The sequence below is a fragment of the Sphaerisporangium perillae genome, assembly GCF_023276435.1.
Taxonomy (GTDB): domain Bacteria; phylum Actinomycetota; class Actinomycetes; order Streptosporangiales; family Streptosporangiaceae; genus Sphaerisporangium; species Sphaerisporangium perillae.
Genome location: NZ_JALLPO010000006.1, coordinates 216,960 through 241,506 on the forward strand (window position 1 = coordinate 216,960; position 24,547 = coordinate 241,506).

28 protein-coding genes and 1 pseudogene are annotated in these 24,547 nt (G+C 70.1%); 13 read left to right on the forward strand and 16 right to left on the reverse strand.

All coding sequences use genetic code 11. The features are described 5' to 3' along the window. Positions 1-3 precede the first annotated feature (3 nt). Positions 4-705: a CHAT domain-containing protein gene (locus tag MYF83_RS08115; RefSeq protein WP_248959574.1), complete on the reverse strand. Its 702-nt coding sequence runs from the start codon at positions 703-705 to the stop codon at positions 4-6. 205 nt (positions 706-910) lie between these two features. On the opposite strand from MYF83_RS08115, the pseudogene MYF83_RS08120 reads away from it, so the two are divergent. Continuing rightward, positions 911-1,510: pseudogene (locus MYF83_RS08120) on the forward strand (DUF4158 domain-containing protein); the annotation flags it as partial. 20 nt (positions 1,511-1,530) lie between these two features. On the opposite strand, the gene MYF83_RS44190 reads toward MYF83_RS08120, so the two are convergent. The 3 genes from MYF83_RS44190 to MYF83_RS08130 form a co-directional block, all read right to left on the reverse strand. Further along, a complete protein-coding gene (locus tag MYF83_RS44190) occupies positions 1,531-1,695 on the reverse strand; it encodes a M55 family metallopeptidase (RefSeq protein ID WP_372500108.1) in 165 nt (54 codons plus the stop codon). Positions 1,696-1,778: 83 nt separating this feature from the next. Continuing rightward, entirely contained in the window at positions 1,779-2,477 is a 699-nt protein-coding gene (locus MYF83_RS08125; protein WP_248959576.1) for a response regulator transcription factor, read from the reverse strand. Continuing rightward, complete coding sequence (locus MYF83_RS08130; RefSeq protein ID WP_248959578.1) at positions 2,474-3,727, reverse strand: sensor histidine kinase; 1,254 nt, start codon at positions 3,725-3,727, stop codon at positions 2,474-2,476. Before MYF83_RS08130 ends, MYF83_RS08125 begins: the two co-directional genes overlap by 4 nt. Positions 3,728-4,000: 273 nt before the next feature. On the opposite strand from MYF83_RS08130, the gene MYF83_RS08135 reads away from it, so the two are divergent. From MYF83_RS08135 to MYF83_RS08155, 6 genes are all read left to right on the forward strand, one after another. Next, positions 4,001-4,402 carry a DUF6223 family protein gene (locus MYF83_RS08135; RefSeq protein WP_248959579.1) on the forward strand — a complete coding sequence of 134 codons (402 nt, stop codon included), beginning with the start codon at positions 4,001-4,003 and terminating at the stop codon, positions 4,400-4,402. A gap of 210 nt (positions 4,403-4,612) precedes the next feature. Beyond that, positions 4,613-5,320: a sulfotransferase family protein gene (locus tag MYF83_RS08140; protein ID WP_248959580.1), complete on the forward strand. Its 708-nt coding sequence runs from the start codon at positions 4,613-4,615 to the stop codon at positions 5,318-5,320. A 191-nt stretch (positions 5,321-5,511) separates the two neighbouring features. Continuing rightward, a complete protein-coding gene (locus MYF83_RS08145) occupies positions 5,512-5,928 on the forward strand; it encodes a DUF6223 family protein (RefSeq protein ID WP_248959581.1) in 417 nt (138 codons plus the stop codon). A gap of 138 nt (positions 5,929-6,066) precedes the next feature. Further along, on the forward strand, positions 6,067-6,612 hold the full coding sequence (locus tag MYF83_RS08150; RefSeq protein ID WP_248959582.1) for a winged helix-turn-helix domain-containing protein: 546 nt from the start codon (positions 6,067-6,069) through the stop codon (positions 6,610-6,612). A 204-nt stretch (positions 6,613-6,816) separates the two neighbouring features. After that, positions 6,817-6,993, forward strand: a complete 177-nt coding sequence (locus tag MYF83_RS44195) for a transposase (protein ID WP_372500109.1) — start codon at positions 6,817-6,819, stop codon at positions 6,991-6,993. 272 nt (positions 6,994-7,265) lie between these two features. Next, on the forward strand, positions 7,266-7,847 hold the full coding sequence (locus tag MYF83_RS08155; protein WP_248959583.1) for a recombinase family protein: 582 nt from the start codon (positions 7,266-7,268) through the stop codon (positions 7,845-7,847). Between the two features lie 58 nt (positions 7,848-7,905). Here the strand turns inward: MYF83_RS08155 and MYF83_RS08160 are convergent, their stop codons facing one another. Beyond that, the gene (locus tag MYF83_RS08160) at positions 7,906-8,394 is read right to left on the reverse strand and encodes a hypothetical protein (RefSeq protein WP_248959584.1); all 489 of its coding nucleotides are present in this window, start codon (positions 8,392-8,394) and stop codon (positions 7,906-7,908) included. A gap of 169 nt (positions 8,395-8,563) precedes the next feature. Between MYF83_RS08160 and MYF83_RS08165 the strand changes: the two genes are divergently transcribed. Further along, positions 8,564-9,418 (forward strand): hypothetical protein, encoded by an 855-nt coding sequence (locus tag MYF83_RS08165; RefSeq protein WP_248959585.1) that lies wholly within the window; start codon positions 8,564-8,566, stop codon positions 9,416-9,418. Positions 9,419-9,461: 43 nt separating this feature from the next. Here the strand turns inward: MYF83_RS08165 and MYF83_RS08170 are convergent, their stop codons facing one another. Both MYF83_RS08170 and MYF83_RS08175 read right to left on the reverse strand, forming a co-directional pair. Then, positions 9,462-9,677 carry a hypothetical protein gene (locus MYF83_RS08170; RefSeq protein WP_248959586.1) on the reverse strand — a complete coding sequence of 72 codons (216 nt, stop codon included), beginning with the start codon at positions 9,675-9,677 and terminating at the stop codon, positions 9,462-9,464. Between the two features lie 80 nt (positions 9,678-9,757). Continuing rightward, the gene (locus tag MYF83_RS08175; RefSeq protein ID WP_248959587.1) at positions 9,758-10,396 is read right to left on the reverse strand and encodes an HD domain-containing protein; all 639 of its coding nucleotides are present in this window, start codon (positions 10,394-10,396) and stop codon (positions 9,758-9,760) included. A gap of 259 nt (positions 10,397-10,655) precedes the next feature. Between MYF83_RS08175 and MYF83_RS08180 the strand changes: the two genes are divergently transcribed. Next, positions 10,656-11,306, forward strand: a complete 651-nt coding sequence (locus MYF83_RS08180) for a histidine phosphatase family protein (protein WP_248959588.1) — start codon at positions 10,656-10,658, stop codon at positions 11,304-11,306. A 78-nt stretch (positions 11,307-11,384) separates the two neighbouring features. Here MYF83_RS08180 and MYF83_RS08185 read toward each other — a convergent pair whose 3' ends face one another. From MYF83_RS08185 to MYF83_RS08195, 3 genes are all read right to left on the reverse strand, one after another. Then, positions 11,385-11,657, reverse strand: coding sequence for a hypothetical protein (locus MYF83_RS08185; RefSeq protein WP_248959590.1), 273 nt, complete (start codon positions 11,655-11,657; stop codon positions 11,385-11,387). A gap of 130 nt (positions 11,658-11,787) precedes the next feature. Further along, a complete protein-coding gene (locus tag MYF83_RS08190; RefSeq protein WP_248959591.1) occupies positions 11,788-12,024 on the reverse strand; it encodes a DUF397 domain-containing protein in 237 nt (78 codons plus the stop codon). After that, on the reverse strand, positions 12,025-12,891 hold the full coding sequence (locus MYF83_RS08195; RefSeq protein ID WP_504973658.1) for a Sco1979 family transcriptional regulator: 867 nt from the start codon (positions 12,889-12,891) through the stop codon (positions 12,025-12,027). It lies immediately after the preceding gene. A 291-nt stretch (positions 12,892-13,182) separates the two neighbouring features. Between MYF83_RS08195 and MYF83_RS08200 the strand changes: the two genes are divergently transcribed. From MYF83_RS08200 to MYF83_RS08210, 3 genes are all read left to right on the forward strand, one after another. Beyond that, entirely contained in the window at positions 13,183-13,572 is a 390-nt protein-coding gene (locus MYF83_RS08200) for an ATP-binding protein (RefSeq protein ID WP_248959592.1), read from the forward strand. Between the two features lie 125 nt (positions 13,573-13,697). Continuing rightward, positions 13,698-16,079 carry a helicase-associated domain-containing protein gene (locus tag MYF83_RS08205; protein ID WP_248959593.1) on the forward strand — a complete coding sequence of 794 codons (2,382 nt, stop codon included), beginning with the start codon at positions 13,698-13,700 and terminating at the stop codon, positions 16,077-16,079. 113 nt (positions 16,080-16,192) lie between these two features. After that, positions 16,193-16,396 carry a hypothetical protein gene (locus MYF83_RS08210; protein ID WP_248959594.1) on the forward strand — a complete coding sequence of 68 codons (204 nt, stop codon included), beginning with the start codon at positions 16,193-16,195 and terminating at the stop codon, positions 16,394-16,396. A gap of 14 nt (positions 16,397-16,410) precedes the next feature. On the opposite strand, the gene MYF83_RS08215 is transcribed toward MYF83_RS08210, so the two are convergent. From MYF83_RS08215 to MYF83_RS08225, 3 genes are all read right to left on the reverse strand, one after another. Then, complete coding sequence (locus MYF83_RS08215) at positions 16,411-19,047, reverse strand: penicillin acylase family protein (protein WP_248959595.1); 2,637 nt, start codon at positions 19,045-19,047, stop codon at positions 16,411-16,413. 147 nt (positions 19,048-19,194) lie between these two features. Further along, positions 19,195-20,013 carry an SAM-dependent methyltransferase gene (locus MYF83_RS08220; protein WP_248959596.1) on the reverse strand — a complete coding sequence of 273 codons (819 nt, stop codon included), beginning with the start codon at positions 20,011-20,013 and terminating at the stop codon, positions 19,195-19,197. 181 nt (positions 20,014-20,194) lie between these two features. Next, a complete protein-coding gene (locus MYF83_RS08225; protein WP_248959597.1) occupies positions 20,195-20,749 on the reverse strand; it encodes a DUF1349 domain-containing protein in 555 nt (184 codons plus the stop codon). A 103-nt stretch (positions 20,750-20,852) separates the two neighbouring features. Here MYF83_RS08225 and MYF83_RS08230 point away from each other — a divergent pair, with 103 nt between their 5' ends. Further along, positions 20,853-21,173, forward strand: coding sequence for a GroES family chaperonin (locus MYF83_RS08230; protein ID WP_248959599.1), 321 nt, complete (start codon positions 20,853-20,855; stop codon positions 21,171-21,173). 116 nt (positions 21,174-21,289) lie between these two features. Here MYF83_RS08230 and MYF83_RS08235 read toward each other — a convergent pair whose 3' ends face one another. From MYF83_RS08235 to MYF83_RS08245, 3 genes are all read right to left on the reverse strand, one after another. Then, complete coding sequence (locus MYF83_RS08235) at positions 21,290-22,126, reverse strand: esterase/lipase family protein (protein WP_248959600.1); 837 nt, start codon at positions 22,124-22,126, stop codon at positions 21,290-21,292. A gap of 182 nt (positions 22,127-22,308) precedes the next feature. Further along, positions 22,309-23,607: a PucR family transcriptional regulator gene (locus tag MYF83_RS08240; RefSeq protein ID WP_248959601.1), complete on the reverse strand. Its 1,299-nt coding sequence runs from the start codon at positions 23,605-23,607 to the stop codon at positions 22,309-22,311. 259 nt (positions 23,608-23,866) lie between these two features. After that, positions 23,867-24,295: a TIGR02611 family protein gene (locus MYF83_RS08245; RefSeq protein ID WP_248959602.1), complete on the reverse strand. Its 429-nt coding sequence runs from the start codon at positions 24,293-24,295 to the stop codon at positions 23,867-23,869. Between the last annotated feature and the right edge of the window lie 252 nt (positions 24,296-24,547).

Genomic DNA, 24,547 nt, shown 5'->3' on the forward strand with positions numbered 1-24,547 from the left:
TGGTCACGCCCCCGCGTGGATGTGGGCGGCCCACAGGGTCGGCGCACCCGGGTACCGGTCCCGGACCCGCCGGACCGCGGCGTGCAGCGCCGCGGCGGGCGGCAGCCCGGCCCCGGAGCCGGCCGGCTCGGTGCCGGCCGGCTCGGTGCCGGGCACGGCGAGCTCCGCGTAGAAGTCCGACGCGATGTCGGCGGCGATGGCATCGTCGACGTTCCACAGCGTCCCGATGACGTGCGGATACCCGGCGATCTGCATGGCGCCGGTGATGTGGACCGGCTCATCGGGCACCTTCGGCGTCCGCGCGGTGTCGCACGCGGACAGGTAGGCCAGCTCCGCGTGCTCCAGCCGGAGCCGGAAGATGTCCGAAACGGTCAGCGGCGTTTCCTCGTGATCGTGGACGAGGAGCCTGCTGCGCGACGGGTCCTCGCGGTCGGTCACGCCGTGGCAGGCGAAGTGCACATGGGACGCGTCACCGAGCCCCCGCAGGACCGCGGCCCGAACGGCCTGCGAGCCGGTGAGGGTCAGCGCCTCCCCGAACCGGGCCCGTACCCGCCCCGCCTCGCGCTCCACCTCCCGCAGTTCCGGCGTCCCGGGCGCGTGCGGCACGCAGACGACCAGCGCCCGCGGGTCCGGTGCCCGCCGCCGTCGCCGGGCGTGGTCCAGCGCCCGGACCGTCGGCGTGTGGGAGGAGACGACCCGGTCCATGACCGTACGGGGATGCGGGCGGTCGCACTCATGAGCGCGTCGGATCCGTAGTCGTTCGAGTAGAGCGTCACGATCGGGCCGTCCGCGGCGAGCCGGAGCAGCTCGCTCGCGCGCGGCGGCAGCAGGAAGCGGCCGAGACCGGGAACGGTGCGGATGCGCGCGAGGCACGCGTCGAACTCCTCGGCGAGCCCGGGGTCGAGCTCGAAGTGTTGCCGTCCAGATCGGGACGGTCCGGCACAAGGGGTTGTTCCTGGAGGATCCGCTGGCGGTGCCGTGGCCGGTGGTGGACTATCTGGCCGAGCAACTGGGGATTGGTGATGCGTCGCAGGTCAAGAAGTACGCCGTTCGTGCGCAGACGGCCTATGACCATGCGTGGGTGATCCGAGACGCCTACGGTTACCACACCTTCGACGACCGCGACAGTTGGACCGGGCGGCAGCTGACGCGCCAGTTCCGGACTCTCCTGCACGGCCGGGCGTGGACGCACGCCGAGGGGCCGGTGGCGTTGTTCGAGCAGTCGGTGGCGTGGCTGCGGCGGCATCGGATGCTGCTGCCCGGGGTGACCGTGCTGGAGCGGCTGGTGGGCAGCGTGCGGGAACGGGCCGATGTGCGCATGTACGCGGTGGTGGCCAAGCAGGTGCGCCGTGCCGATCCGGAGCTGCCGGGGGCGTTGTCGGGCCTGCTGGTGGTGCCGGAGGGCTCGCGTGTCTCGGAGTTGGAGAAGCTGCGGCAGGCGCCCAAGCGCACGTCGGGCACGGAGATGGTGCGGGCGCTGCAGCGGGTGGACAATCTGGCCGGCTTCGGCCGTCGGCCCCTCTCTCGTGCTCATGACCCGACCTGGGTGAGCACGACGATGAGCTGGAGCATGCCGTAGGCGGCCGTCATGGTCTCGGCGGTGAACACGACGGTGCGCCCGCGTCTGGTGACGCCGGGCATGAGGGCGGCCAGGTCCGCCGAGCGCGGCTGATGCAGATCGACCTCGACCTGCAGTGGCCGAGCACACGCCGGTTTCGGGCGGTTCCAGCTGGACTTGGCGGGCGGCGTCCCAGTCGCCGGCCAGCGTGGCCCGTGCCTTACATCGCAGGGCTGACCAGTCCTGTTTGGTAAGCGACGACGACCAGTTGCGCACGGTCGCGCGCACCCAGTTTCGCCATCGCACGGCTGACATGGGTGCGCGCGGTGGCCGGGCTGAGAAACAACTCGGCGCCGATCTCGTGGTTGCTCAGGCCCTGCCCCACCAGGGCCAGCACTTCACGCTCGCGCTGAGTCAGCACCGCGAGCCGCTCTTCCGCAGCCCGGGCAGCAGTTCGTTGCGCGGTGAACTGGCCGATGAGGCGTCGGGTGATGCGCGGCGCGAGCAGCGCGTCTCCGGCGGCGATCACCCGGATGGCCTGCAGGAGCTCGGCCGGGCCGGCGTCTTTGAGCAGGAAGCCGCTGGCGCCGGCTTGCAATGCGTCGAAGACGTACTCGTCGGTGTCGTAGGTGGTGAGGATGAGGACGCGGACCTGCTCCAACCCGTGCGTTTCGGCGATCTGGGCGGTGGCTTGAATCCCGTCCAGCTTTGGCATGCGGATGTCCATGAGGACGACGTTGGGGCGGGTGGCGCGGGCCCGTTCGACGGCTTCGGCGCCGTTGGTGGCTTCTCCCACCACCGTGATGTCGTCTTCGAGTTCGAGCAGGACCTTGAACCCGGATCGCACGAGACCCTCGTCGTCGGCGAGCAGCACCTTGATCGGAGCGTTGGTCAACGGTGAGGCGGCTGCCGCGTTCATAGGCGCGACCCGGTCGGCGCGAGGGGCAGTCGTGCCTTGACTTCGAACCCGCCGCCTGGAATCGGCCCGGCGTCGAGTTCTCCGCCCAGCAGTTGACAGCGTTCGCGCATGCCGACGATCCCGCGGCCGGGCTTGGCCGAGCTGCCACTGCTGGTCGGATGCCGGGCCGGTAGGGGCGGGTCCGCGGAGTCATGACCTGGGGCGGCGCGGCGGCCCTCATCGGTCACGCGGATCTCCAAGACGTCGATCCCGGGGTTCAGCACTACCGTCACCCGAGTCGGACCGACGTGGCGGACCACGTTGGTGATCGATTCCTGAACGATTCGGTAGGCGGCACTTCCCACCGCGCTGGGCAACGGGACCGCGGGCGAGGTCTCCTCAAGCTTGATGTCGAGTCCGGCCTCGCGCGCCTTGGCGGCCAGTTCGTCGATCTGTCCCAGCCCGGGGTACGGCGCCCGTCCGTCGTCGTCACCGTCGTCGTCACGGAGTACCCCGAGGATGGCCCGCATCTCCCGCAGCGCCCGGGAGCTGGTCTGCTCGATCGCTCGCAGCGCCTCGCGCGCCACTTCCGGCCGCTTGTCGAGCACGTGTGCGGTGACGCCGGACTGGACGTTGATGATCGCTATGGCGTGCGCGACGGTGTCGTGGACCTCGCGCGCGATCCGGAGCCGTTCGGCGTCGGCCCGTGCCCGCGCTTCCTCCTCGCGAGTCCGTTCAGCCAACTCGGCGCGCTCCTGAGCTTCGGCCGCGATGACCTGTCGGGACCGGACGGACTCGCCAAGGGCCGCGCTCATGACCGACGCGCCGATCCGGAAGAACACCCAGCCGATGGCGGCGCGTGGCTCGATGTCGGCCGCGGCGACCAGCCAGCCGATGGCGAGCACCGAAGTGCCCACGCCGGCGATCACCAGCGACCGGCGCCCGTCTCCGTAGGCGGCGACGGTGTACAGGGCGATGAAGAGCGCGAGCCAGCCGGGCCCGTCCGGGAAGTCAAGGCCGAAGTACACCAAGCTGGCGAGCGCGGCGGTGACGAACACCGGCACCGGCCACCGGCGGCGGACGGCGACGACCACGCCACTCACGATCAGCAGGACATATCCCAGGTTTCCGAGGTCGGTGAGCGGCCGCTGTACCACCTCGCCGACGTTACGGACGATCGTGCCCTGAACCTGCATCACGGTGATGAAGAGCGCGAGCAACACGTCCTGCGCCGGCACAGGCAGGCGCAACGACGCGGCGCGGTGTTCCATGCCGCGATCCTACGGTTGCTGCCCGTGAGAACACTCCGCCCAGACGCGCGACCGCCTACCACGACGAGCGTACCTAGGCACGAGGCGTCTACGCAGAACTGCGTAGACGCTGCCGTCCGCTGCCGGAGGCCGCGGCGGCCTCGACGGCGCGATGATCGATTTCGTGAAACCCCTGCCAGGCGCTCGCTCGTCACCGGGACCTCGACCGGCATGGGCCGAGCCACCGCGCTGCACACGCTGCGGGCGCCCGTCATTCGACCGAAAGGATCCTCAATGTCCATCCTGTTGGTGCTTGCCGCACAGGCGGCCTCGCCAGTCTGTACGACGTCGGCAGAATGCGCGGGCCAGGGTGTCGATACTTTCCTCGGGACCCCTGAGCGAATCTGGGCCAGTGTGGCCGCACTGGTGGCGCTGGGCGGCGTGGTCATCGGCTGGCTGGCGCTGCGCTCCGTCCGTCGTATCGGCAACGGCGGGAGGAGGGGAGCCATCGTGGCTGTGGTGGTGGGGCTGATCGGCGGGCTCAACGGCGTGGTGAAACTGGCTGTCGCCGACGGTGGTCTCGGCACCGGCAACGGAGTATTCGGGGCGGCCTTGGCCCTGGTGCTTGGGCTGGTCGGTGCGGTCCTCGGCGGGCTGGCTCTGGCCCGCTCCCGCCGCACCGAGCTGAGCGGCTGACCACAGCGAATACAAGCGCACGATCGAGGCCCTGATGACCGTACACACCTCGATCATCGCACGGCGGCCACTTCTCGTGATCTTGTACATACAGGCAGATAGCTCTACATCAACAAGTGCGGCTGCCCTGCTAGTCCGACACCTACGTCAAGGCCGCGGTCCACGTCTGCCGATAGGTGAACGCCGCGGCCGCAACAGCAGGAGGCTGACGTGTTACACCTGATCGGCGCGGGATTCCCGCGTACCGGAACCAGATCGATGAAGGCCGCGCTGGAAAGGCTGGGATTCGGTCCCTGCTACCACATGGCCGAAATCGGGAGCAATCCCGACCACGTCGACCGGTGGCTGCCCGCCGCCTGCGGCCTGCCGCTGGACTGGGACAGCGTGCTCGGCGGCTACCCATCCACCCAGGACTGGCCAGCCAGTTTCTTCTGGCGCGAGCAGGCGGAGGTCTACCCGGACGCGAAGGTCGTCCTGACCGTCCGCGATCCGCATCGCTGGTATGTCAGCATGCAGGCTCTAATCGCCACCCGCCGGGACGTGCCGCCGGATCTGCCTGAAGCGGGGGCCGCGGTACTTAGGACGATGGAGAGGCTCCGCCCGGTTCTCGATCTCATCGGAGAGTCCGCCTTCGGCGATACCTGGGACTTCCAGCGGGGCATGCCCGACGAAGAGATCGCGGTAGCGGCGTTCCACCGTCACGTGGCCGTTGTCCAGGAGAGCCTGCCCGCGGATCGCCTCCTGGTGTTCGACGTCCGCGAGGGCTGGGAGCCGCTCTGCCGGTTCCTGGGTGTCGACGCTCCCGCCGGCGAGCCGTTCCCGCACCTCAACGACTCCGAGACCATGCAGCGCGCGCTGCAACAACTGTTGACCGATGGCAGCATCGACTCGGCTTTCATTTCCGGCACGCACGACTGAACGGCATCATCGCGCCTTTCCACAGGACCGTCCTGCGGAGGGGCGCGGAGGTCGTCCTCGCCCCCTATCAATGCGATTCCGCGACACCCCTCCCAGGCGCTCGCGCTCGTCACCGGGACCTCGACCGGCATAAGCGATCCAGCGCGCTGCACATGCTGCCGACGCCCGTCATTCGAACAGAAAGGTTCCTCATGTCCGTTCGTCACTTGCTAGCCACCGCCGCAGCGGCCCTGCTCGGAATTGTGGGGCTCGCCACACCGGCAGCCGCGCACGTTTTGACCCAGCCCGCCGGTGCTTACACCTTGACCGCCGGGCGCCTATGGTCCGCGGTGGCCGCGCTGCTGGGGCTGGCCGGCGTCGTCATCGGCGGGCTGGCTCTGGCCCGCTCCGCGGGTCGTATCGGCACCGGCACCGGGAGAAGGGGGGCCATCGTGGCGCTGGCGGCGGGGCTGGCCTGCACGGTCATCGGCGGTCTGGTCGTGGCCGCCGCCGAGGGTGGTCCCGGCGCCGGCTACGGAATAGTAGGGGGCTACGTGGGCCTGGTGGTCGGGCCGATCGCCATGGTCCTCGGTGGGCTGGCTCTGGCCCGCTCCCGCCGCACCGCCTAATGAAAGGCCGGAGATACGCTCGTTGGATCTTCCTCGATGGCTGAATCCATTAGAGAGTTTTGAAGGTGGGAGTTACGTTACGTAGGTGTCGCCTGCTGGTTGCGTGACGGCTGTTCGTCGTGGGTCTATGCAGGAGGGATGAGGTATCCCGAGGGTGGCGGACTGACCGCTGCGGCGCGGGCCCGCCGGGAGCAGGTGCGGATGCAGGCGGCGGTCCGCTTCATCGAGGGCGCCACAGACGCGCAGGTGGCGGCCGAGTTTCGGGTCAGCCGGATGTCGGCCAACCGCTGGCACCGGGCCTTTGACGTCGGCGGCCGGGAGGCCCTGCTGTCCAAGGGGCCGGGTGGCGAGAAGTGCAAGCTGACCGAGGCGCAGCTGGAGGCGCTGCAGGCGGCGTTGGACGAAGGGCCGGCCGCGTACGGGTGGAGCGAGGATCAGTGCTGGACCCTGGCTCGGATCGCCGAGCTGGTCAGGGAGCTGTTCCGGGTGCCCTACACCTTGAGCGGACTGGACTATCTGCTGCACCGGCTGGGCTGGAGCTGGCAGGTACCCGCGCGGCGGGCGGCCGAGCGCGATGAGCAGGCGGTCGCCGCCTGGCGTGAGCATGCCTGGCCGGAGGGGAAAGGGCCGCGGCGAACCTGGACGCCTGGCTCTGTTGGGAAGACGAGGCTGGTCAAGGCCTGAGACCACCGCGCGGGCGCAGCTGGGGACGGCGCGGGGTGACACCGGTGGTGACGGTGTCCGGCAGCGGTTCGGGCACGGTGATGATCGCCGGGCTGATCGCCACCAAGCCCGGCCATCTGCCTCGGCTGATCTACCGGCTCCCGGCTGCGGCGAGGTCGTAAGGGTGAACGCAAGTCGTTCTCCGAGGCCGATTACGCAGCTCTCCTGGATGCCGCACACCAGCAACTTCGCGGCCCGATCGTGCTGATCTGGGACAACTTGAACACCCACATCAGCGCCGCCATGCGCCGGTTGGTCGAGCATCGTGCCTGGCTGACGCTCATCCAGTTGCCCTCCTACGCCCCGAGCTCAATCCGGTCGAGACCGTCTGGGCCCATCTGAAACGTTCCCTGGCCAATCTGGCTAAGAAGACCCTGAACGAACTCGCCCGGCTGATCAAGACCCGGCTGAAGAAGATGCAGTACCGCCCTCAGTTGATCAGCGGCTTCATCGCCAAGACCGGTCTCGACCTCAAACCCCCGTAACTTCAGCCTTTGATCCTCTCTAGCCGTGCGCAGCGACTTTCTGGACAGAGGTTTCTAGACGGTGTCGCGGCTGGTCAGTAGAGTGTCCAGAAAGGTTTACGTTTCTGGACATCGCCGGGAGGATGGCTGATGACCATCTGGGCCTACGCACGAGTCTCGACGCGGGATCAGAACCCGCAGCTTCAGCTCGACGCCCTGGCGGCCAGCGGCTACGACGAACTGGTCATGGAAACGGAGTCGGGCAAGCGCGGCGTCGCGCGGCCGGCATGGGAGGCGCTCCTGGCGCTGCCCAAGGCGGGCGACACGCTGAAGTTCTGGAAGTCCGACCGGTGGGGCCGCTCAGCGGGACACGTGCTGACCACGGTCAACGAGCTGCGCGACCGCAGCATCACGGTGGTGTCGCTGACGGAGAACTTTGATCTGGCCACCAAAGAGGGCCGGTTCATGTTCGCGGTCCTGGCCGCGGCCGCGGAGTACGAGTTGGAGCTGCGCGCCGAGCGTCAGGCTGAGGGAATCGCCGCCGCCAGGCGCCGCGAGGCCACCGGTGCCATGCTGCCCGGCAAGAAGAAGACCGGCCGGCCGCGCGTCATCGGCCCCGCCGAGCTGGCCACACTACGCCGCCTGGTCCACGACGGTGTCTCGGTCACCGAGGCTGCCCGCACCCTCAAAATCGGCCGCTCCACCGCCTACGCAGTACTCGCGGCCCGCTGACCAACAACTATCCCACCCGCATCCCACTTCTGCCCTGGGTTGGCCAGCAAGATCGTTCTCATCGATAACGGCTGTCCGCCAGTTCCTCAGCCCCGGACCAGTGCAGCCACCCCGGGAGCGCGGCCCGCCGTTCGCGCATCTCCTGACGCGTATCGCTCATCCGGTCGCGCAGGTCGAGGAACGTCTCCGCGAGATCGGGGCGGCGGGCGCGCAGTTCGCTCACTTCGTCCTTGGTGTCCAGGGCCTGTCCGAGCAGCACACCCCGTCCCTGTTCGAGCAGCTCGACAGCCCGCTCGGCGTCCCCGGCCCGGACGGCGCAGGCGGCGGCGGAAGGGGCGAGCGAGGCGAACCTCGCCAGTTCCCGAAGCTGCGCGCTCTGGGCGTGATGGCGCGGCGCGAGCTGAGGGAGCAGCTCGATGGCCCGCTCGAACGCCTCCGCCGCCTGGTGCCACTCGCCACGCTCTCCTGACACGATCCCGAGCCGGGTGACCGCGGACATGCGCTGCTCCACGGGCGCGTCGGTCACCTCGGCCGCCGCGCGCGCCACGGCGGAGTACTCCTCCAGGTACGCCGGATCGCCGCTCTCGCGGAATCGCAGGTCGAGCGCCCGGGCGAAGTCGTTGAGCGCGCGCAGCCCGGGAGCGGACTCCGCGGCGCGCCGATAGCACGTGATCGCCTCATCGAGCGCGGACAGGTCCTTGGTGCGCTCGTACCGCGTGACCAGGACGTCGCCGAGCAGCCGCGCGCCACCGGCGCAACGGCGCAGCAGCCCGATCGACTCGTCCAGAGTGGCGAGCCTGCCGTCGTGGCGATGGAGCCTCGCGGGAGCCGGGCTGGCCGCGGAGGCGCTGGGCCGGGTCGCCGAATGGTGCTGGATGGGGTCCTGGGGCGGCCCGCCGGGCCGGGCGCTGACCGCATGGCGTCGCCGCCGCTGGACCCTGGCGGCCGACCGCTACCACGCAGCGCTCCAGGCGAAGGCGCGACTGCTTCTGTCCCCCGGCGCCGCCCTGGACGGCGGCGCGCTCGGCGGCACCGCGCGGGTCGGGGCCGGATCGAACGAGGCCGCGCCAGGCGACGGCGCGCCGCCCGTCCCCGGGCCCGGCACCGACGCCCTGAACGCCGCCCGCAACCGCATCGCGCTCGCCGAACCGCGCAGCCCCACCTGGATGGGCGACCGGATGCTCGCCGCGGGCATCCGGGTCCGCGCCCGGTACGACCTCGATCTGGTCTCCGCCTGGCCCCGGCTGTGGCTGCTCGTGCCGGAAGAGGTGCGGGGCCGGATCACCTCGGCCCGGGACGATCTCGCCTCCGCCGCCCGGCTGGCCGGCTGGGGGGTGCTGTACCTGCTGCCGGCGCTGTGGTGGTGGCCCGCCGCGCTCATCGGCGCGGCGTGCATCGGCTCGGCCTGGTGGCTCGGACGGCACCGCACGGGCCGGCTCGCCGATCTCGTCGAGGCCACCGCCGACGTGCACGGCCGGGACCTCGCCCGGTCGCTCGGCATCGACTGCCCGGCCGAGTTCACCCCGGCCATCGGGGAGTCCGTCACCCGCGTGCTCCGCAAGGGCAACTGACGTCACCCCGGCGCCCCGGCACCGGCGGTCCGCCGCCGAGCGTTCACCGCACGATCCAGCCCATGGCGGCGAGCCGCTGGCGGGTGCGCTGGGTGTGGGGGTCCAGCAGTCCGAACAGCCGCCGGTACGCCATGTACAGCTCGGTCAGCAGCACGAAGAGTTCGGACACGTCCTGGCATAACCGCTCGATCTCGTCGGGGAGTTCAGGCTCGGGCCCGGCGCCGCGCCGCTGTCGGCCGTCATGACCCCAGACTGCCAAACGAACGCTCCGGGCGGCGCTAACGCGCGATCTTCCTTCCGCTCCCCGGATACGAGGTGCGTTCCTCCCGGTCCGCCGGGTCACTCGGGCCAGTCGTTCTTCAAGATGACCTCGACGAAGTCGATGTGCCGGAAGCCGGGGACGAAGTGCTCGAGGACGTCGGCGTTGACGGTGCCGAACGTGGTGTCGGGCCGGTCCTTGAAGCCGTCGGTGAAGGCGGCGAGGATCCGCCGCTTGAAGTCGGGGCGCGGGTGGGCCGCGGTCACGGCCGCGACGTCCGCCGGGTCGAGTTCGCGGTAGCCGATGCCGAGGACGTCGGTCTCGACGCCGGCGGTCACCAGCGCCACCTCGGGTTCGAGGCGATAGGGCACCTCGGGGGTGGTGTGCAGCGCGATGCCCTCCCACACCTTGCGGATCTCGGCCTCCGGGACGCCGTGCGAGGCCAGGAAGCGGCGCGCCTCGTCCGCTCCGTCGATCTCGAAACGCTGGTCGGTGCGGCGGTAGGTCTCGGTCAGCCCGAGGTCGTGGAACATCGCCCCGACGTAGAGCAGCTCCGGATCGGCCGTAAGGCCGAGCCGCCTCCCCTGGAGGGTGCCGAACAGGTAGACGCGGCGCGAATGGTCGTAAAGCAGCGGCGGCGCCGCCTCCCGCACCAGCTCGGTCGCCTCGGTGACGAGCGCCGAGTCCGGGATGGCGACGCCTGCGATGATCTCGCTCATATCGATGCTCTCCTTGCAGGTCAGGCGCGAGTCGCGTGTCCGTTCACGTCCACTCTCGCAACCAGCCTGAGAGGAGCACCCCCTGCGCCGGGACAAACTGTCCACAAAAACGGACAAGAACCGAGCGACGAGCCGGCCTGGCTACGACGAGCGTCAGATCAGGCCGCCGGGGGGGCGAGGCACCGCGGCAGATCGTTTTAGGGGCCGATGCCCGGGGTGCGCGCCGGGGAGCCGGGCGGACGGGAGATGATGGTCCGATATGGACGAGCTGATTCTTCTGCGGCACGGTGAGACCGAGTGGAGCCGCGACGGCCGGCACACCGGGCGTACCGACATACCGCTCACGCCCAAGGGTGAGGACCAGGCCCGCGCGCTCGCCCCGGCGCTGAAGGGCATGAGCTTCTCGCTCGTCCTCGTCAGCCCGGCGAAACGGGCGATACGCACCGCGGAACTGGCCGGACTGACCGGCTTCGAGATCGACGCGGATCTCTGGGAGTGGGACTACGGCGGTTACGAAGGCATCACCACGCCGGATATCAGGAAGAAACATCCCGGCTGGTATCTCTGGCGCGACGGCGTCGTGCCCGGGGACGCCGAACATCCCGGCGAGACGATCGAGCGGGTCGCCGAGCGCGCCGACCGGGTGATCGCCCGCGTCACGCGGGCCGAGGGCACCGTCGCCCTGGTCGCCCACGGTCACTTCCTGCGGGTGCTCACCGCCCGCTGGCTCGACCTGCCCCCACAGGATGGCCGCCTCTTCAAACTCGACACAGGGACGATCTCCGCCCTCGGCTTCGAACACGAACAACACGCCCTGACCCGCTGGAACGCCCCCGTGACCCCGCCAACGGTGAACGGCGCGCCCTCTGCGACCGGCGCTCGATCCGCGAGGACATCGCCCACGACGTGACCGGTGCGCGTCCTATCGTCCCCGACGACCAACAGCACGTCGCGCCTCGAGGGAGACGGACGTGGCGGCAGGAGGCGGTCAGCCGGCGACGGCGGCCGGGGGGTGGGGCTGGGGTTGGGGACCGCGGCCGGTCAGCCATTCGAGCACCTTGCGGTGGCCACGGCGGGCGTCCTCGAAGTGGCCCCAGCGCCAGTACCTGGGCTGGTCCCTGACTCCCGTGACCCAGGTGCGGTAGGAGACCGGCCGGGCGCCGTCTTCTGTGGAGGCCGCGGACGCGACGCCGTACGTACGGATCACGACGCGGCCCCCCGGTGCGAACAGCACGTCATCGGCTACAGGGTAGAGAGTCATCTGGTCCAGCATCACGGGCCCCCAAGACTTCACAGAAGTGGACGAACCCAGTTTGCCGGAGTGATGAACGACCCCGGTTACGCGATCCGCGCTCTCCGGTTAACCGGACTCGCGATATGTGAACAGGGTGTTACGCGACCAGGTTGTCGAACTCGCCGTCCTTGACGCCGAGCACGAGGGCCCGGATCTCGTCAGCGGTGTAGATCAGGGCCGGGCCGTCCGGGAACCGGGAGTTGCGGACGGCGACGCCCCCGTCGGGGAGTTTGGCAAGCTCGACGCAGTTGCCCTGCGAGTTGCTGTGAACACTCTTACGCCAGGCGACGCCGGTGAGGCTCGTGGCCGGCATTCCGTTATAGGGCTGGTTCATCTAGGTCTCTCTGAGTATGTCGCCGAGTATCTCGGCAGTGCCCCCGGGAGTTGTGCTCTCGACGCACAGCTGTTCCATTGCGGTGAGGTATGGGTCGATGTCCTCACGCTTGTCCAGGTAAAGGGCACCCCACAGCTGCTCGACGTAGACCACGTCCGACAGGTCGGACTCCGGAAAACGCAGGATGGTGAACGCTCCACCCTCGGCCGCGTGCATACCGAACTGGAACGGCATCACCTGCAAGGTGATGGCCGGCAGGCTGGCGACGGCCATCAGGTGCTGCAACTGCTCGTACATGATCTCTTTGCCACCGATGGGCCGCCGCAGTGCGGCCTCGTCGATGACAGCCCAGAGTTTCGGTCCGTCCTTACGGGTGAGACGTTCCTGCCGTTGCATGCGCAGATGCACGCGACGTTCGATCTCGTCTTCGGAGACGTCCGGATATCCGAGCCTGATCACCTTCCGGGCGTACGCGGCCGTCTGGAGGAGCCCCGGTACGAACTGCACCTCGTAGGTGCGGATCACCGACGCCGCCTCTTCGAGCCCGACATACGTCGAGAACCATGAGGGGAGCAAGTCGCTGTATTTGTGCCACCATCCGGGAGTGTTGGCCTCACGGACCATCTCGAGCAGCCCGCGACGGTCGGCGTCGTCGTCGACGCCATAGAGCGTGAGCAGATCCTCGACGTCACGCGTCTTGAATCCCACCCGCCCAAGTTCCATCCGGCTGATCTTGGACTCGGAGGCGCGGATGTGGAATCCCGCGACCTCACGTGTTAGCCCGCGCTCCTCGCGCAGCCTACGTAGGCTGGCGCCCAACATAATGCGCCGAACCGTTGAGCCGGAGCCGGGCGGATCGATGGACACGTGCTTTCCTCCGGTGCTGGACTGGTTCACAGTCTGTCAAAGATCGCGCGTGTGGTCCCCCTTCGGTTTCACTCCCGAGGCAACCGTAGCGCCTGCACGACTCTTCTGCACGTGCATTCGCTCTTGCACCTGCACGCGAGTTTGGACCATCATGATCTCGTGCACTCCACGGACCTGACACGTGGGCGAAACCAGTGGTCGGCCTTCGATTGGTGGCCTCCTGTCGGCTGGTGGCCCAATCCCGCGCGCGACCTGACACCCCCTGGAGCAGGCACGTCCAGTGCCACCTTCGTGCTCCCTCCGCGCGCCGAATCAGTACATTCGGCGCGGAGCTTCGCCGCCGGCAGCCTCATCGGCTGGGGCATGGGCGATCTGGTGGAGGACATGGAGCTCGTGGTGTCCGAGCTCGCCACCAACGCGTTACGCCACGGACTCGTGCTGGATCCGCGCGACCTTCGTCGAAGCGGTTCGGAACCCATCCGGATGTCGATGATCCGCAAGGGCTCCCTCGTGACGTGCGTCTTCGCCGACCCCGGAACGGCGGCGCCCATCATGCGCCACCCCTCGCCCCTCGAACCGGGCGGCATGGGCCTGCACATCGTGGAGTCGATGAGCCTGCGATGGGGCTGGAATCCGCTGCTCCCCTGCGGCAAGGTCGTTTGGGCCGTGCTCAAAAGCTGAACCGCCGTCACGAAAGTCGCGTGAAGGATTCGGGGCCCTATTCTGCTACGTCGATCCCGTCAGACGGGTGCTCTGCATTACGGTGGCTTCTTGGTGACTCCCGCGAGACCTTTGAAAGAGCTGTGATGGATGATCACCTGCTCGACTGGTTGACGACCCTCGATGAAGACCGGCTCGCGCGCGTCCTGGCCAACCGCCCGGACGCGATCGCCGCGCCATGGCCGCGCCGCCTGGACACCCTCGCCCGGCGCCTGAGCGACGACTTCGCCGTCATGGAGGTCATGCGCGGCCTCCCCCTGCCTCCTCTCGAGATCCTCCAGGCCTGCCTGGTCATCGGCGAGCGGGCGAACGCCGAGGAGCTGGCCCGCTTCCTGGGAGTGACCACGGCGGAGGTGCTTCCCTGGCTGGACGGCCTGTTCGAGCACGCTCTCGCGTGGCCCGCGCCAGACGGCCGCCTCCACCTGGCCGGCGCCGTCGCCCGCTGGTGGACCGCCCCGTGCGGGCTCGGCGAGCCCCTCTCCACCTACCTCGACTCCTGGACGCTCAACACCGAAGGGCTGCGCCGCATGAGCCGCGAGCTCGGCCTGGCGTCCCAGGGCGGCAAGCGGCAGCTGATGGCCCGCATCACCACGGTGCTCGGCGACGCCGACCGGCTGGCCGCCCTGCTGCGCGACGCTCCCGACGGCACGGTGAGCCTGCTCGACGAGTTCGCCTGGGACGGGCCGGTGCGCGGCGTGGACGGCAACCGCTTCGTCGTCCACGGCGCCCCGGAGAAGTGGGCCGCCGACCGGGGACTGCTCTACCGCACCCAGTGGGACATCGGCGAGATGCCCCGCGAGGTCGCGCTGGCGCTGCGCGGCCCCGACTACCACGCGCCGTTCACCCCCGAGCCGCCCCAGCTCGGCACGGTGCCCGTCGCCCCCGAAGCCGTCGACCACGAGATGTGCCTGGCCGCGCCGCACGCGGTCGACCGGGCCGCCGCCCTGCTGGAGAACACCGACAAGACCCCGCTCCCCCTGCTGAAGGGCGGCGGCGTCGGAGTCCGCGAGGTGCGCCGCGTCATCAAGGAGACCGGCTGCACCGAGGAGGAGACCCGCCTGCTGCTGGAGGCGTGCGCCGTCGCCAGGCTGCTCGCCTGGGACGAGACGGCGGGCGGCCTGATCCCGACCAAGCGGTTCGACGCCTGGCGGCTGGAGGACGCCCCCGCCCGGCTGCGGGTGCTGCTCGCCGCCTGGTGGCGCATGGAACGCTCGTCGCTGCGACGGGCCGCCGGCAGGTACTCCACGGTGCTCAGCGACGACCCGGCCGGCGAGACGGTGGCGCGCATCCGCTGGGCGGTGCTGGCCACGCTCGCCACCCTCCCGCAGGACGCGGCCTTCGCGAGCATGCCCGAGCTGGTGCAGGCCGTGCACTGGCGGGCGCCGCTGCTCGACCGCGACCTGCTGGCGGAGTGCTGCCCCGCCGTCCTCACGGAGGCGCGGCTGCTCGGCCTGGTCGCCTCCGACACCCTGACGGCGCTCGGCCGCGCGCTCGCCGCGCTCGGCTCCGCGGTGGCCGGTGACGAGCAGGACGAGACGGTGCCCGAGGTGGAACGCGATCCCGGTCTGGTGGAGTCCTCGGTGCACGCGCTGGCCGGCGCCCAGCGCACCGCCCTCTTCGGAGCCGACCTGACGGCCGTCGTCACCGGTCCGCCGGCCGCCGAGCTGTCCGGCCTGCTCGACCGTGCCGCCGACCGCGAGTCGCAGGGCGCCGCCTCGGTGTGGCGGTTCAGCCCCGCGAGCGTGCGGCGGGCCCTGGACGCCGGGTACTCCGCCGACTCGCTGCTGGAGGAGCTGCGTGCGGCGGGCACCATCCCGCAGCCGCTGACCTACCTCGTCATGGACGTGGCACGCCGGTACGGCGAGGTCACGGTCACCACGGTCGGGTGCATCATCCAGGGCTCCGACCCCGGCCTGCTCGCCGAGATCGCCGCGCACCGCCGTCTGGCCCGGCTCGGGCTGCGCCTCCTCGCGCCCACCGTGCTCGCCGGCAGCGCTCCGGCGGACCGCACGCTCGCCGCGCTGCGCGACGCCGGGTACGCCCCGGTGCCGGTGGACGACACGGGGGAGATCGCGGTCCGGCGGGAGCCGCAGGGCGGACGGCTCATCCTGCTGCCCGGCGGCCGGGTCGCCGAGCTGGAGGAGCCCCAGGTCGCCCTCACCGAGCCGCCGCCCGACCCTCACGAGCACGCGCGCCGGCTGACGCAGACCCGCGAGGCGGAACGGCACACCGGTCAGACCTGGGCGGTCATCGGCCGGCTGGCCACCCGCCTGCCCACGGCCCAGCAGTCACTGCTCGGGTTCGTCGTCGATCGCGGCGTGCGCGCGCTCATCACCTTGTCCGACGGCCTCACCGCCACGATCAGCCACGGCGAGCTGCGGCGCGGCGTGCTGGACGCCTGGTGCGAGGAAGCGGGCGACTATCTGGAGTTCCCGCTCGCGGAGATCGCCTCGGTCACCAGCGGGTAAGCCTGGAATCCCACCTTCCCCGGCACGCATGAGGCCCGCGTCTGAGGGCAGTGTCGGACCGGGAATCGGCGTATATCGCCGTACCCGTCGGCCAGAAGGTGGGGAGCGAAGGCGTGAACACACTCGACAAGCTCGGCTTACCCGGCAGCGGCGTCTCCAGGGCGCTGGCGAGGATGACCACGGGGATCCACCCGCGCCACCGGTGGAACACCGAGGAGGCGATCGGCCACGTGGTCACCGAGCGCTGCGAGGTCTGCGACAGGACCCGCGTCCGCGTCCGGACCCCGCGGCTCCCCGGCGGCATGCGGCACCTCTGAACCGCCCGGAGGCGCTAGGGCACGAGGGTGAGGGTGTTCACCGCGTCCTTGCGCACGGCGGGTTCGGTCTGGCGCATGGGGGTCGAGCCGCCGTCGGCCCACAGCTGCGCCTGGTCGTCGTAGTCGCCGTGGAAGGCGTGCCCGGAGGCGCCCGTCAGGTTGACCCAGCGCGAGCGGTCCAGGTCCGCCATGTCGGCGATCATCCGCATCGAGGGCACCCAGTCGACCTGGTAGCCCTTGGAGGCGTTCCAGCCGGTCGCGTCGACCGCGTCCTTGCCTCCGCCCAGCCTCAGCGGTCCGCGGTTGAACAGCCACTCGATCGGGCCGATGCCCGAGGTGCCGAACGTCTCGTTGGTCAGCTCCAGGGTGTGCAGGTCGCCCCAGCGCCAGTCGCGGGGAGAGTCGCCCAGCTCGGCCCGTAGCTCCTTCGCCGCGTCGCCCATCGCCGCCACGAGCATGTCGTCCCGGGTCTCGCCCTTGTCCTTGGTCCGGACGTCGTCCCACCAGCGGTCGCCGGGCCTGTCGAGGAGCCGGCGCACCACCTCGTACCAGCGGTCGCCGCCGCCGGGGCGGCCGCCCTCGGGCAGCTCGTCGTCGAAGGTGCGCTGGAGCAGGTGGCGCCATACGGCGTTGAAGTAGGCGGCGGGCGCCGAGTCGCGGCCCTGGGAGAAGTCCCAGCCGGTGAGCAGTTCCCTGGCCTCCGGCACGCCCGCGCCGGCCTTGAGCAGGTAGGGGACGAGCAGAGGCGCCAGGCCGTTGGCCGTGTCAGTCTGGATGTCCCCCATCGTGGCCACGGTGATCTTCCCCTTGGACATGGCCTGCGTGATGCGGTCCACGATGCGCTGCGAGCGGTACCCGTACGCCCAGTCCGAGGTGAGGTAGTGGCTGTAGGAAGGGCCGATGGCGGCGTTGTTCGCGGTCGCGATGAACCCCTCGGGCGGGTTGTAGGCCATGGGCAGCTCGTCGAAGGGGATGTAGCCGGTCCACTCCTCCTTGCCGGTCCAGCCCCGGGCCGGCCATCGGCCGTCGCCCGCGGCCCGGATCGGGATGCGCCCGGGAGCCTGGTATCCGATGTTGCCGTCCACGTCGGCATAGACCATGTTCTGGGCGGGGGCCTCGAAGAACGACGCCGCCTTGCGGAACTGGTCGAAGTTCGCCGCCGTGTCGAGCAGGAGCAGGGCGTCGGCCGTGCGGCCGGGGTCCAGGGCGGTCCACCGGAGCGCGATCTCCACGTCGTGCCCGCCGGCGGGAAGCTTCCCGGTCTCCCCCGCCGTTCCCGTGTTCCCGGTCTCCCCCGCCGTTCCCGTCTTCCCGGTCTCCCCCGGCTTCGACTCGCCCGCTTTGGCTGCGGCGCCCGGCAGGGCGGCCTTGGCGTCGCCGAGCACTCCGGAGACGATCGGCCCGTGCTTGGTCGACCGCACGGTCAGCGTCTCGGACGGGCGCCCGGCGACCTTGATCTCCTCGGTACGGGTCTCCATGGGCACCCACGCGCCCTCGGACTCGTAGGCGCCGCCCCTGGTCCGCTCCAGGTAGAGGTCGGTGACGTCGGGGCCGAGGTTGGTGAAGCCCCAGGCGACCCGGTCGTTGTGGCCGATCACGACGCCCGGGATGCCGGAGAAGGTGTAGCCGACGACGTCGTAGGGGCAGGCGGCGGACTTCACCCGGCAGTGCAGCCCGCTCTGGTACCAGATGGACGGGATGCGCGGCCCGAGGTGGGGGTCGTTGGCCAGCAGCGGCTTGCCGGTGTCGGTGTGCGCGCCGCTCACGACCCAGGAGTTGGAGCCGATGCCCGCGCGGTCCGTCCCGTCCGTCCCGAGCGGGGACGGCACGGTGCGCAGCGTGCGCGCCACGTCGGCGAGGACCCGCGACGACGCCACCGAGGCCGGGGAGGCCGCCGGAGTCGTGGGGGTGAAGCGGCCGTCGCGTACGGCTCCCGCCGTGACGATCGGCCGGTGCGATTCGTACGGGTAGCCGGGGAACAGCTCCTCGACCCGCTCCACGGGCACGGCGGAGGCGTCCTGGGCCCGTTCGAGCTCGGCGTCCATGTTGGAGCGCAGGTCCCAGGCCATCGCCTTGAGCCAGGCCAGCGAGTCGACCGGGTTCCACGGCTCGGGGGTGTAGGAGCCGTTGGTGAGCTTCAGGACGGCGTACTCGAGGCTCCGCTCGGCGAAGCCCTGGTGCTGCCCCATCCAGGCGTTCACCCCGGCCGCGTAGTCGGTGAGCGCCTGGCGGGTTCGCGGGTCGAGCAGCGCCACCTCCCGTTCGGCGGTTCGCCGCCAGCCGAGGGTGCGCACCACCTTGTCCACGTCGAGCGTGGAGGCGCCGAACAGCTCCGAGAGGCGGCCCGCCGTGGTCTTGCGCCGGAAGTCCATCTCCCAGAACCTGTCCTGGGCGTGGACGTACCCCTGCGCCATGAACAGGTCCCGCGGAGTGCTCGCGTAGATCTGCGGAATGCCGTGCGGGTCGCGCAGGACGGTCACGTCCGCGCCGAGGCCGGGGAGGCGCAGTTCGCCGTCCAGTTGGGGGAACGACCGCTGCACCGTCCAGACGGCCGCTCCGGCGAGGAGGACCGCGAGCACCAGGACGGCGGTGATGACGCGTGCCACCCATTTGAGCGGACGGGAAAACCGGGCGAAGGGGGCAAGCCTCAAGTCACAGACCTTTCACGACAGAAAACGCACCTCACAGTATGGAACCCGGCCATGGTGCGATCGGTCACCAAAAGGTCGCTGATCGGCCACTCTCTGGACTCCCGGCCGTGATCCGCGCGTGCCGGGGCGGGCGGCGGGGCGCCGCGATCAGGGGGCGGGCTTGCGGGCGACGCCGCCGACGAGCCAGGCCTTTTCCGGGTGGCGGACGTTGAGGGGGTTGTCGGGACGCCAGAGCCGGATGTAGACCAGCCCGGGCTCGACCAGCTCCATCCCGTCGAAGAAGGCCGCCACCTGCTCGCGCTTACGCGAGGCGTCCTCGGAACGGCCGAAGACCCGCTTGTAGACATCGACGATCGGCTTGGCCGCGTCGGGGCGGGAGTCGAACACCGCGTGGACGATCACCAGATAGCTGCCCACCGGCAGCAGGTCGCGCAGTTGGCCGACCCGCTTGAAGGGGTCGTCCTCGTCGGGGGCGAACTGCAGGGCGCTGAGCGTCAGGATGGCCATGGGACGGTCGGTGTCGATCAGCTGCCGCAGGCCGGGATCGGCGATCAGCTCGGCCGGGTGCAGGATGTCGCCCTCGACCACGCCGGTGCGGGCGTCGGTCGCGAGCAGCGCCCGGGAGTGGGAGAGCACCACGGGGTCGTCCGAGACGTAGACGACCTGGGCGTCGGGGGTCAGCGACTGGGCGATCTGGTGGGTGTTGTGCTCGGCGGGGATTCCCGCGCCGATGTTGACGAACTGGGTTATGCCCTGTTCCACCAGGTAGCGGACCGCGCGGAGATGGAAGTCCTGGCTTTCGCGCGCCATCGTGCGGATCTCGGGCGCCACCGCGAGGATCTGCTCGGCCGCCTCGCGGTCGGCCGCGAAGTTGTCCTTGCCGCCGAGGAAATAGTTCGCGATGCGGGCTTGGTTCGGGACGGTGGTGTCCAGCGCCGCGCGTGCCCGTCCGGCCTGATCGGTCACCGCCTCACCTCCCCGAGCGCCGCGTGGCGTTTCACGGTGCGGTTCACGGCGTTCGCCGGAAACCCGTCACAGGAGACCACGATATACATGTTACGGGCTTGCTCCTTGGCGGCTCCTCTCTGAAAGACGGCATTATTTCCGTGAATTCGGATATACGTGCATAAAACGCCGAATGAACGTCTCAGGCCACCGTCACCGATGTGAAGCGGGTCTCGAACCCCTCGCCCACGGGCGCGGCGCACATGACCCCGGCCAGCGCGGGAACCTCCGGCGGGAAGTAGGCCAGGCGCAGCATGGTGAGCGGCTCGGCGCCGTCGACCCCGTACCTCACGATCACGGTGTCGCCCTCGCGGACCAGATCCACGGTGACGGCCTCGACCGGCCCGGGAAGCGGGAGAACCGACCAGTCGGAGAAGTCCCTGGTCACCACGGCGCTGATGTTGATCCTCCCGTCGACGAACTCCACCCCCGCCTTGATCCAGTTCTTCTCGTCGACGCGGAGCATGGCCCCCGCCTGGTCGTACTGCTCGGCGTAGGCGGCCTCGAAGGTCGTGGTCACCCGCAGATCGCCGGGAAGGGTCCGGCCGAAGATGTGGGCGGTGTCGTAGGTGTACCCGTAGTGGGTGACCCGCCACAGATCGGTGCGCGCGTCGGCGGTCACCCGAAGCTCCTCGCCCGCCGCCGACCATTTCGCGGGCTCGTTGATCCACTGCCAGCCGCCGAAGTCCTGAGTCATCACGCCTCCCGCGGTCACCTTATCGATCAGCGGCGGGAGAGCGCTCCCCAGGTCAGCGCGGCACACGGTCACCGTTCACGCGACGGCCGAATAAGCTTCAGATGTGGCTGACCCGAAGTTCGAGATACAGATGCTCCACGACCGCGTCATGGTCAAGGTCGAGCCGGATTCCGAGGAACGCCGCAGCTCGGCGGGCATCGTCATCCCGGCCACCGTCAAGATGGCCAACCGCCTCGTCTGGGGCGAGGTGTGCGGCGCCGGCGCCAGCGCCCGCCTGGTCAAGGTGGGCGACAAGGTGCTGTTCAACGCCGAGGACCAGTACGAGGTCGAGGTGCACGGCCAGATCTATCTCGTCATGCGCGAACGCGACCTGCACGCCATCGCCACCCCCCAGTCCGAGCAGGGCACCGGCCTCTACCTCTGAGGGCCGACGACGCGGCGGGCGGCCGGCCGCCGTTACCGCTGCTCGGGGACATCGAAGCTGGTGGGGATCAACGGGGACACCGCCACGCTCGAGCGGGTGAGCATGCGCGGCAATGGTCAGCCGAGCGGGTTCAGGCAGTTGATCCTGTGGGAGAAGGCGCCGTCCAGCTCGTCGAGCACCATTCGCTGCACGACCGGGTCGACGATCACGCCCACATGGGCGCTCAGGTCGAACGGGCAGGCGTCCTGGATGAGGCGGTTGCGCACCCCCGGGCCGCTGAGGTAGGCGGAGGTGTAGGGCGTGACCACCTCGTCGTAGCGGGTGGTGATCACCGCGTACTCCACGCCGGGAACCGTGTCGCCGCCGGCGTTGAGGTTCGCCAGGAAGGCCGAGCCGGCGATCTGCTGGCCGCAGGCCGGGCAGGCGTCGGTTATCGGCCCGGTGAGGCCGAGCAGGTTGCCGAGGACGACCAGGCCGCTGAGCGTGGTGCCGTGGTTGGAGGGCACGATGCCGACCAGCTTGCGCACCTTCGCGGCCCCGCCGAGGAACTTGAGGTAGTAGCGCGGCATCATGCCGCCCTGGGAGTGGCCGACGAGGTCCACCTCGGGCACGTGCGTGGCCGCGAGCACCCGGTCGACGAAGGCGGAGAGCTGCTCGGCCGACCGCGCGATGTCGGCGGTGCCCTGGATGAGGGCGTCCTGCGTTCCTCCGTAGTTGAGCGCGTAGACGCAGTACCCGGCCCTCTTCAGCACCGGCGAGATCTTCAGCCAGTTGATCGCCATGTTCTCGAAGGTGCCGTGGACCAGGACCAGGGGACGCGGGTGGGCGGCCGACGGCGTGCAGGTCCAGTCGTTGGCCCCTTGGGGTGAGGTTTCGGCCCGTGCGGTGCCGGTGAGGGCGGAGGTGATCAGCGCTGCCCCGGCCAGCACCGAGAGGACGGCTCGAAAACGCATGACTTTCCTGTTTTCCAGCCATTAACGGCGTGTTTCCACTGGATGACAGAAAAGTAAATCGAAGCATGACTGAATGACTTGTCCGGCGCAATGAAACGCGTCAGCCGTCATATCACCCGGATGACAAAACCGCAGGTCGGACAGGCTGAAGAGAACTCACAACAGGCCCAGGACGCGATTTGTCAGCGTTTTGCGTCCTGCGCGGCCAGCGTTCGGGCACGCAATGCTATTTCCAGCTCGAACCGGTCATTTGGCGATTTGAGCTGGTCGCGGAAGAGTTCCGTCGCCTGACGGAGCCGATATCGCACCGTCTGCGGGTGGATGTGCAGGCGGGCCGCCACCTCGTTGGCGTTGTAGCCGCTCTGCAGCCACGCCAGCAGCGTCTCGGCGATCCGGTCGCGCTGGGCCGGCCGCAGGTCGCGCAGCGGCGCGAGCCGTACCCGCCTCATGACCTTGATCAGCGCCTCGTCCTTGAAGATGATCAGCGTGGCGAGGTGGTCGGCGCAGCGGACCACCCGGTCGCACGCCAGCACCCCGCGGCGGGCGAGCGTGAGCGCGTCCCGCGCCAGCCGCAGCGACTGCGCGGCCTCGTGCGCGGGCACCGCCGGGCCGAGCACGACCACCCAGTCCTTCAGCGCGACGTCCAGCATGGCCGCCCGGCCAGGTCCATCGGGATCGGGCACGATCAGGCACGGATCCGACCGATCGAGGTCGGACAGCACGTCGGGCGGCAGCGCGGGCCTGCCGCCGGCAGCGGCGGCGTTGACGGCCGCCGCGGCCTCGGCCGTGGCGGGATCGAGCAGCGACCCGCCCGCACGCGGCGAGCGGGCGGCCAGGGCGACCCCGGCGAGGGTCCGCGGCACCGGCCACCGCACCGCCCGCGCCAGGTCCTCCACGGCCCGCCGGTCGGCCGGCGGGTCGGAGATCAGCAGGTCGAGCAGCCGGCGGCGGCGCAGTTCCAACTCCCCCGCGACCTTGACCTGCGCCTCGGCGTACCCCTCCGCCGCCGCCGCGGCGATCTCGTCCAGGTACACGAGGATCGCCTCGCCGACCTCGCACAGGCGCTGCCGCGACAGTTGCAGCGTCTCGGATTCCATGGCCAGGCGCCGCCACGCGACGCGGGCGCAGATGCGCAGGGCGGCCTGAAGGGAGTCCAGCGGCCGGCCCTCGTTGGCCTCGCCCTTGCCGATCGCCCGGAAGACCTCCAGCAGCCTGCCGTTGCCCGAGCGGTTGCCCAGGCCGTTCCCCGAGCCGTTACCGGAGGCGTTGCCGGCGACCCGGTTGAGGAACTGCTTGAGCGCCTCCTCCACCGCACGCCGCACGGCCTTGACGTACTTCTCGTCGCCGGGCCGGGAGTACTCGGGCACGCTCGCCTGGATCTCGCCGATCATCTCCTCGGTGAGAGTGGGGAGATGGGCGCGGATGACGTCCGCGAACTCGCGAGGCACCTGGAACGGCGCCTGGGCCGCGACGGCGCTCACCCGCGCCTCTGGACAGCGCTCACCTGGTGCACCTCTTGTTGGTGAGGATCTACAGATCCGGACGTTACTCCAATATCTCGCCTTTCCTATGCTTTTGCTCACATTTATCGGGAGTGGGTTACGCACCGGGGTGACAATCCGGTATGGCGCGGGATGATCAGCGCACCCGCCGGGCGGCCGGCAGCGCGGCGAGGCAGGACACCTCCTCGCCGGGGCACCGCGACCGCGCGGGGGCCGCTGGACGACGGTCGCCGTCAGGTCAGGAAAGGAACAGGCGGGCCTGCTGGACGAGGTCGATGCCGAGGCTGAGCTTGAGCATGAACCAGACGATCACGGCGGCGAGGGCGAGCGTCGCGGCGGTGACCAAAATGCGCACGGGCCAGTTCTGGCGTTTGAGCCAGTCGGTCCACGCGGAGACGGTTCTCTTGGCGAACTGCAGCAGCCGGTGCGCCCAGTCGAACTCGGTCGCCAGCACGGCGAGGCCGGCGAAGACGATCAGCCATCCGGGGCCCGGCAGGGGCACCAGCAGCAGGCCGCCGATCACGAGCGCGGCGCCCACCACGCCGACGACGATCTTCAAGGTCAGCCGGCCGGTGCGAGTGGAGCGCACGCCGTCCAGCCAGCCCATGAAACCGTCACGGCGGGCGTCCTTCGTGGCGTCGCTGCGCCTGTCGTCAGTCACGGCCATCGGTACCCCCAGTCCGTCCCCGTTTCGCTGTCCAGAATAGGCGCGGTCCCCCGTGGTCGGCCTCCTCCGCAGGTAGAACTCGCCGTACGTCTCCAGACGGAGATCGCCGCCGCATCCTGTCCACCGTGCCGGGCGGCTCCCGGCAGGGCACGGACCCGGCGCCTGGGGAGCACCGGGCCCGTGCCGACGACCGCGCCGTGCGCCACCGGATCGTGGTGTGCCGGCCGGCCGGGGGGGTGTGCCGGCCGGCTG

What these genes read in the sequence shown, in the direction of transcription:
- MYF83_RS08225 (WP_248959597.1), bottom strand. Translation starts at nt 20,749, where the DNA reads ATGACTCAGGACTTCGGCGGCTGGCAGTGGATCAACGAGCCCGCGAAA.
- MYF83_RS08245 (WP_248959602.1), bottom strand. Translation starts at nt 24,295, where the DNA reads ATGGCCGTGACTGACGACAGGCGCAGCGACGCCACGAAGGACGCCCGC.
- MYF83_RS08180 (WP_248959588.1), top strand. Translation starts at nt 10,656, where the DNA reads ATGGACGAGCTGATTCTTCTGCGGCACGGTGAGACCGAGTGGAGCCGC.
- MYF83_RS08115 (WP_248959574.1), bottom strand. Translation starts at nt 705, where the DNA reads ATGGACCGGGTCGTCTCCTCCCACACGCCGACGGTCCGGGCGCTGGAC.
- MYF83_RS08155 (WP_248959583.1), top strand. Translation starts at nt 7,266, where the DNA reads ATGACCATCTGGGCCTACGCACGAGTCTCGACGCGGGATCAGAACCCG.
- MYF83_RS08145 (WP_248959581.1), top strand. Translation starts at nt 5,512, where the DNA reads ATGTCCGTTCGTCACTTGCTAGCCACCGCCGCAGCGGCCCTGCTCGGA.
- MYF83_RS08130 (WP_248959578.1), bottom strand. Translation starts at nt 3,727, where the DNA reads ATGGAACACCGCGCCGCGTCGTTGCGCCTGCCTGTGCCGGCGCAGGAC.
- MYF83_RS08150 (WP_248959582.1), top strand. Translation starts at nt 6,067, where the DNA reads ATGAGGTATCCCGAGGGTGGCGGACTGACCGCTGCGGCGCGGGCCCGC.
- MYF83_RS08190 (WP_248959591.1), bottom strand. Translation starts at nt 12,024, where the DNA reads ATGAACCAGCCCTATAACGGAATGCCGGCCACGAGCCTCACCGGCGTC.
- MYF83_RS08125 (WP_248959576.1), bottom strand. Translation starts at nt 2,477, where the DNA reads ATGAACGCGGCAGCCGCCTCACCGTTGACCAACGCTCCGATCAAGGTG.
- MYF83_RS08185 (WP_248959590.1), bottom strand. Translation starts at nt 11,657, where the DNA reads ATGACTCTCTACCCTGTAGCCGATGACGTGCTGTTCGCACCGGGGGGC.
- MYF83_RS08175 (WP_248959587.1), bottom strand. Translation starts at nt 10,396, where the DNA reads ATGAGCGAGATCATCGCAGGCGTCGCCATCCCGGACTCGGCGCTCGTC.
- MYF83_RS08235 (WP_248959600.1), bottom strand. Translation starts at nt 22,126, where the DNA reads ATGCGTTTTCGAGCCGTCCTCTCGGTGCTGGCCGGGGCAGCGCTGATC.
- MYF83_RS08205 (WP_248959593.1), top strand. Translation starts at nt 13,698, where the DNA reads ATGGATGATCACCTGCTCGACTGGTTGACGACCCTCGATGAAGACCGG.
- MYF83_RS08135 (WP_248959579.1), top strand. Translation starts at nt 4,001, where the DNA reads ATGTCCATCCTGTTGGTGCTTGCCGCACAGGCGGCCTCGCCAGTCTGT.